We start from the raw sequence: 6,588 nt of genomic DNA, 5'->3' as shown, positions 1-6,588 counted from the left end.
GTGCCGGGGTGACCATCTCATTAAGTAAGTCGCCGCAAGGCGAAACAGCGATGTAGGCGCCCCTACAAACCATGAATGAGCACACATCCCCAAAAGCCCACACCAGAACCTAGCAACTAGCAACTAGCAACTCAAAAAAACACCACCCCACGCATATAAAGCGCTCCCGCCCCACGAATAATCACCCGCCCATTCCCCGGCAACTCACAGTGCAACTGCCCCTTGCGCGCGCCCCCCTGCTCACAGCGCAAGCTGTTCTTGCCCAACCGCTCAGCCCAATAGGGCACCAATGACGTATGCGCCGACCCCGTCACAGGATCTTCATTGACCCCAACCCGCGGCCCAAACCACCGCGTGACGAAATCAAACCCCCGCCCCGGCGCCGTCACCGCAATCCCCCGCACATCGAACGCCGACAACGCCACGAAGTCCGGCTTGAGCCCCTCGATCAAGTCAACATCATCGATCACCACGATAAAGTCGTCAGTCCGATACAACGCCCGCGCCTCAGTCAGCCCAAGGGCCTCCAGCAACCCGGCCGGAAAGTCCTGCGCAACCGGCTGCTTGGCCGGAAAATCCATCGCCAGCAGCCCATCGGCATCACGGCTGACCCGCAACTCACCGCTACGGGTATTGAACCGCAACACCTCTGCCCGCTCGCCCAGTTGCTCGAACAACACCCAGGCCGCCGCCAACGTGGCATGCCCACACAGATCGACCTCCACCGCCGGGGTGAACCAGCGCAGGTCGAACGCCTCACCGTTGGGTACGAAATATGCGGTCTCGGACAGGTTGTTTTCTTCGGCGATGCGCTGCAGCACATCGTCTGGCAACCACTGCTCCAGCGGGATGACCGCCGCCGGATTACCGCCAAACGGCACGGCAGAAAAGGCATCGACCTGGAAAATTTCGAGTTGCATGCAAAGGCTCCTCAAGCCCGACACACCGTCAGGCAGGCATTAAGAAAGGGATCAGGCATAAACGGGGGTCAACACCGGCTCGCCGGCGAAGAACGCCTGCAGGTTGCTCAGCACCAGGGCCACCGTGTCACGCGCCGCTTCCGGCGATTGCCCCGCCACGTGCGGCGTGAGCACCGTGTTGCCCAGTGTCTTGAGAGCATCCGGCACTGCTGGCTCGTCATCGAATACATCCAGCGCCGCCCCGGCGATCACGCCGCCGCGCAAGGCGCCGACCAATGCGTCGGTATCGACCACGCTGGCCCGGGCGATGTTGACCAGGTACCCCTCGGCGCCCAGCGCCTCGAGTACCGCGGCATCGACCAGGTGGCGGGTGCCATTGCCACCGGGCGTGGCCACCACCAGAATGTCCACAGCGTCGGCCAGATGCAACGGGCTGTCGTACCAGGTGTAGGGCAGCTCGGCACGGGGCGTGCGACTGTGGTAGCTGACATTCATGTCAAACCCCTGGCTGGCCCGCCGGGCAATGGCCTGGCCGACCGCGCCCAGGCCGATGATACCCAAGCGCTTGCCACTCACCGACGGGCTGATCACCCGGTTCCACTCGCCACGCCGAGTGCTGGCGTCGGCCCGGGGAATATCGCGCAGCAGCGCCAGCAACAAGGCCATGGCATGGTCGGCGACCGGGCCGGCATTGGCCCCGGCGCCATTGGTGACGATGATGCCACGCGCCGCGGCGGCAGCCAGGTCGACCTGCTCGTAGCCGGCGCCGATCACGCAGATGATCCGCAGATTGACCAGGGTGGTGATTTCAGCAGCGCTCAGACCCAACGGACCACGGGTCAGCACGGCATCGATCTGCTCGGCATGCCGGGCAATGGCATCGGCGCGCATCTGCGGCGACGGCGCGCGAATCAGGCGGTAGCCGGCCTGCTCCAGCAGGGGGAGGTAGTCATCAACGGTTTCCACCAGCACCAGGACTGTCTTGCTCATGCCACCCTCCGGTTGAATGCGAAGGGGGAGTATGCCAGCTGTCGATGCAGCCGGTCCTGTCACCGGGTAAAAGCTATTGATTAATGCCCGAACGCGCGTCCCAGCCCGCCCGGCACACCGCTGCTGTCAGTGTCCTGCCACGGCCCGCTAGGGCTCAGCGACCAGCTCCAGCCGTTGTTCCAGCGGTAATAGGTGCGCTGGCGGTAGAAGGTGTTAGGCTGCTTCTCCAGCACATAGACGCCCAACTTGGGGTCCCAGTGGCTGGCGCCGCCAGGTGGCGGCGCGAAGCTGGCAGAGGTGCGCGGCATCGGCTTGGGCAGCGCCGCCGGCTTGCTCGGCTGGCTACCGGGCTGGCCGCCCGGCAGTGGCTTGACCACCGGCCCCTGGTGCGGTGGCGGCGTGGTCTCGATCGGCGGCAGCGGCTCGCGCTCGCCCGGCTGGTGCACCGTACACGCGCCAAGACCCAGGGCCAGGCAGATCAGGGTCAGGCGGACGGTGCTGTTCATGGAGGTGCTCTCTTATGAGTCGGGGCTGTCGATGGTCAGATGCTGGGTGCCCTGGGTGGCGGTGGCCAATGGCGCGCTCTGGCCCTTCCACTCACCCTGGGTGGGCTGCCCGGCGCGGGAGACGCGGGCTACCAATTGGACTTCGGCGAAGTCCGACAGTTTCATCTGCGCCATCATCGCGTCGGCGTCCGACAGCTCCACTTCGATCGGCAACTGCGCCACCGTCACCCGCTTGGCCGCCAACGGCATGGGCGGGCCCTTGACCGCGCGAGCGAAGATGAACACGGTGTCGTCCGGGCGCACTTTGTCCTTGAGCGCGGCGGCCAGTTCGACCCGTACTTTCAGGCGCGCGGCCTGGGCGACCTTGCCACCGCCGGCCTTGAGCTTGTCGGCAGCGCGATCGATACCCCCCTGCAACGCGGCGCGCGAGGCGTCCCCTTCCGGCAGTTGGGCCAGCAGGCGGTTCCAGAAGTCGATGGCCTCCTGATAGCGCTCGCCCTCGAAGGCGGCAATGCCGCGCAAGCCCAGGCTGGTCACTTCACGCGGGTCGGCCTGCAGTGCCTCGTCGGTCAGCCCCTGCAGTTGGCTGCTCCACCGCTTGTCGCTGGCGAAGTAGAGCGCCTGAGCCCATTGTCCGAGCAGCTCTGGCTGGCGCCCGGCCAGGGCCACCGCACGTTCGAAGGCCTTGGCGGCATCGGCCGGGCGTTGCTCGGCCATGTAGGCGCGCGCGAGGAAGTACAAGCCTTCAGCCGAATCAGGCTGCGCCTGCACGGCCCGTTCGAGGCGGGCCGTCATCTCTTGCATCGACTGCGGCGCCTGGGCGAACTCCTGGGTCAACTCGACCTTGTCCGCCGCGCCGAAGTGCAAGTACAACCCCAGCGCCATGACTGGCACCAGGATCGCCGCCAACAGCGGGATGACCTTGCCCAGACGACCCTGGCGGGCTACCTCGTCGCGCTCGGTATCGGCCAGCAGCTCGCGAGCCGCCTCGTCGCGGCCCTTGGCCAGTTGCCGCGCATCGAGCACACCGGCAGCCTGCTGGGCAGCCAGCTCGGCGACACGCTCTTCATAGAGCGCCACGTTGAGGGCCGTACGGTCCTGTTCGGCCTGCTGGCGGCGGTGGCCGCGCAGGATCGGCAACAGCAGGAAAGCCAGGGCGGCGAGCAACAGCAGGCCCGCGCTAAGCCAGAATTCAGTCATGGGTACGTTCTTTTTCCAGCAGTTTGGCGAGACGCTCGCGTTCGTCGGCGGACAGTTCGGTATTGCCGGCCACGGCTTGGCCACGGCGCCGGCGGACGATCACCGCGAGCACCACGAAGCCCCCTGCCAGGAGGATCCCCGGGCCGAACCAGAGTAGCCAGGTGCGGCCGCTGAGCGCCGGCTTGTAGCGCACGAAGTCGCCATAGCGGTCGACCATGAAGTCGACGATCTGCTGGTTGCTCTGGCCTTCGCCGAGCATGCGGAAGATCTCGCGGCGCAGGTCGGCGGCGATCGGTGCATTGGAGTCGGCGATGTCCTGGTTCTGGCATTTCGGACAACGCAGCTCCTTGGTCAGCTGCTGGTAGCGCTCACGCTCGGCGTCGTCGCGAAACTGATAGGTGTCGATGGCGGCCTTGGCCATCCCGGCCAGGCCCAGCCCCAACACCACGGCGGCAAGCCAGCGCTTCATGGCCGTGCCTCGTCGACCAGGCCCTGGTACAGCGGCGCCAGCTGTTCACGCCACACCGTGGCATCAACCACGCCGACATGCTTGTAGCGAATGATGCCCTTGGCGTCGATCAGGAAAGTTTCCGGCGCGCCGTACACGCCCAGGTCCAGGCCCAGGGACCCCTGCGGATCGGCGATGTTCAACTGGTAGGGGTTGTGGAACTCGGCCAGCCATTTCAGCGCGGCGGCGTTGTCGTCCTTGTAGTTGACGCCGTGGATCACCACTCCCTGTTCGGCCAGCTGGTTCAGGTATGGGTGCTCCACCTTGCACGATGGGCACCAGGTGCCCCACACGTTGACCAGTGCCGGACGGCCCAGCAGGTCGGCCTGGGTCAGGTTGCGCTCGCCCTGCACCGTGGCCAGCGAGAACGCCGGGAACGGCTTGCCGATCATCGCCGAGGGCAACTCGTCGGGCTTGAGGAACAACCCCTTGTAGAGAAAGACCGCCACCAGCAGGAACACCGCCAGTGGCACTACCATGATCCAACGCTTCATGCAGTTGCTCCAGACACGCCCAGGGCTTCACGCACCCGGGTCTTGACCTTGACGCGGTAGCGCCGGTCGAGGGCCGCCAGCAAGCCGCCCAGGCCGGTCAGCAGACCGCCCAGCCAGATCCAGCGGACATAAGGTTTGATATGCACCCGCACCGCCCAGGCGCCGTTTTCCAGTGGCTCGCCCAGGGCGACGTACAGGTCGCGGGTGAAGCCGGCATCGATGCCGGCCTCGGTCATCATCGACTGCTGCACGGTATACAGGCGTTTTTCCGGGTGCAGCACCGACACTTCACGGCCCTCGCGCGAAACACGAATGGTGCCCTTGTCGGAAATGAAGTTCGGGCCTTCGAAGTGCTTGGCGCCCTCGAACAGGAAGTGATAACCACCCAGCTCGACGGTTTCACCCGGCGCCATGCGCAAGTCGCGCTCGGCGCTGTTGTTGCTCGACAACACCACGCCCAGGGCGCACACCACCAGCCCCAGGTGGGCCAACTGCATGCCCCAGTAGCTGCGGGAAAGGCCGCCGAGGCCCTTGACCAGGCCCTTGTGCCGGGTCTTGTCGAGGATGTCGCGCACGCCGCTGAGCACCACCCAGGCAGCCAGGGCGAACACACTCAAGGCCGGCCAGTCGAAGTCGTCGACCAGCAGCCCGGCCAGCGGCGCCAGTACCGCGCTGCCAATCAGCACCGGGGTCAGCATGCCGGCCAGCCATTTGCCGGGAGTGTCTTTCCAGCGCACCACCACGCCAACTCCGAGCACCAGCATCAGCAACGCCATCAGCGGCAGGAACAACGCATCGAAGTACGGCGGGCCGACCGACAGCTTGGCCCCGGTCAGGGCATCGAGCACCAGCGGATACAGGGTGCCGAGCAGGATCATCGACGCCGCCACCACCAGCACCAGGTTGTTGGCCAGCAACAGCGTCTCGCGCGACCACAGGGCGAAGCCCACCTGGCTCTTGACCACCGGCGCACGCAAGGCGAACAGGGTCAGCGAACCACCGACGACGAACAACAGGAAGATCAGGATGAAGATGCCCCGCGACGGGTCGGCGGCAAACGCATGCACCGAGGTCAACACGCCGGAACGAACCAGGAAGGTGCCCAGCAGGCTCAGCGAGAAGGCGGCGATGGCCAGCAGCACCGTCCAGCTCTTGAATACACCACGTTTTTCGGTAACCGCCAGCGAGTGGATCAGCGCGGTACCCACCAGCCAGGGCATGAACGAGGCGTTTTCCACCGGGTCCCAGAACCACCAGCCGCCCCAGCCCAGCTCGTAGTAAGCCCACCACGAGCCCAGGGTGATGCCCACGCCGAGGAATGCCCAGGCGACGATGGTCCAGGGCCGCGACCAGCGCGCCCAGGCCGCGTCCAGGCGTCCGCCAAGCAGCGCGGCGATGGCGAAGGCGAAGGCCACCGAAAAGCCGACATAGCCCATGTACAGCATGGGTGGGTGAACGATCAGGCCAAAGTCCTGCAGTAGTGGGTTGAGGTCGCGACCGTCGCCCGGTACCTGCGGCAGCAGGCGCGAGAACGGGTTCGAGGTGATGATCAGGAAGCTCAGGAAGCCCACGCTGATCATGCCCATCACCGCCAGCACCCGAGCCAGCATCACTTGCGGCAACTGGCGCGAGAAGATCGACACGGCAAAGGTCCAGCCCCCCAGGATCATCGCCCACAGCAGCAGCGAGCCCTCATGGGCCCCCCACACGGCGCTGAACTTGTAGTACCAGGGCAAGGCACTGTTGGAGTTGCTGGCGACATAGGCGACCGAGAAGTTGTCGGTCATGAAGGCGTGGGTCAGGCAGGCGAAGGCGAACGCCAAGAAGGCGAACTGGCCCCATGCCGCCGGGCGCGCCAGGCTCATCCACAGGCGGTCGCCGCGCCAGGCGCCGAGCAGCGGCACGCTGGCCTGCACGGCGGCGAAGCAGATCGCCAGGATCATCGCCAACTGGCCCAGCTCAGGGATCAC

7 protein-coding genes are annotated in these 6,588 nt (G+C 65.9%); all 7 read right to left on the bottom strand.

The features are described from left to right. Positions 1-131: 131 nt before the first annotated feature. The 7 genes from ACODS5_RS22900 to ACODS5_RS22870 all read right to left on the bottom strand — a co-directional run bounded on the left by ACODS5_RS22900 (position 132) and on the right by ACODS5_RS22870 (position 6,588). Entirely contained in the window at positions 132-920 is a 789-nt protein-coding gene (locus ACODS5_RS22900) for a PhzF family phenazine biosynthesis protein (RefSeq protein WP_489109725.1), read from the bottom strand. Positions 921-971: 51 nt separating this feature from the next. After that, entirely contained in the window at positions 972-1,910 is a 939-nt protein-coding gene (locus ACODS5_RS22895) for a 2-hydroxyacid dehydrogenase (protein WP_489109724.1), read from the bottom strand. 80 nt (positions 1,911-1,990) lie between these two features. Next, positions 1,991-2,416: a hypothetical protein gene (locus ACODS5_RS22890; protein WP_489109723.1), complete on the bottom strand. Its 426-nt coding sequence runs from the start codon at positions 2,414-2,416 to the stop codon at positions 1,991-1,993. Positions 2,417-2,428: 12 nt separating this feature from the next. Next, complete coding sequence (gene ccmI, locus ACODS5_RS22885; protein ID WP_134693831.1) at positions 2,429-3,616, bottom strand: c-type cytochrome biogenesis protein CcmI; 1,188 nt, start codon at positions 3,614-3,616, stop codon at positions 2,429-2,431. After that, on the bottom strand, positions 3,609-4,085 hold the full coding sequence (locus ACODS5_RS22880) for a cytochrome c-type biogenesis protein (RefSeq protein WP_134693830.1): 477 nt from the start codon (positions 4,083-4,085) through the stop codon (positions 3,609-3,611). Before ACODS5_RS22880 ends, ccmI begins: the two co-directional genes overlap by 8 nt. After that, positions 4,082-4,618, bottom strand: coding sequence for a DsbE family thiol:disulfide interchange protein (locus ACODS5_RS22875; RefSeq protein ID WP_489109722.1), 537 nt, complete (start codon positions 4,616-4,618; stop codon positions 4,082-4,084). Before ACODS5_RS22875 ends, ACODS5_RS22880 begins: the two co-directional genes overlap by 4 nt. Further along, on the bottom strand, positions 4,615-6,588 hold the full coding sequence (locus tag ACODS5_RS22870) for a heme lyase CcmF/NrfE family subunit (RefSeq protein ID WP_489109726.1): 1,974 nt from the start codon (positions 6,586-6,588) through the stop codon (positions 4,615-4,617). Before ACODS5_RS22870 ends, ACODS5_RS22875 begins: the two co-directional genes overlap by 4 nt.

This window comes from Pseudomonas sp. FG47 (assembly GCF_057809115.1).
This window is presented reverse-complemented; position numbering and strand designations above follow the sequence as displayed.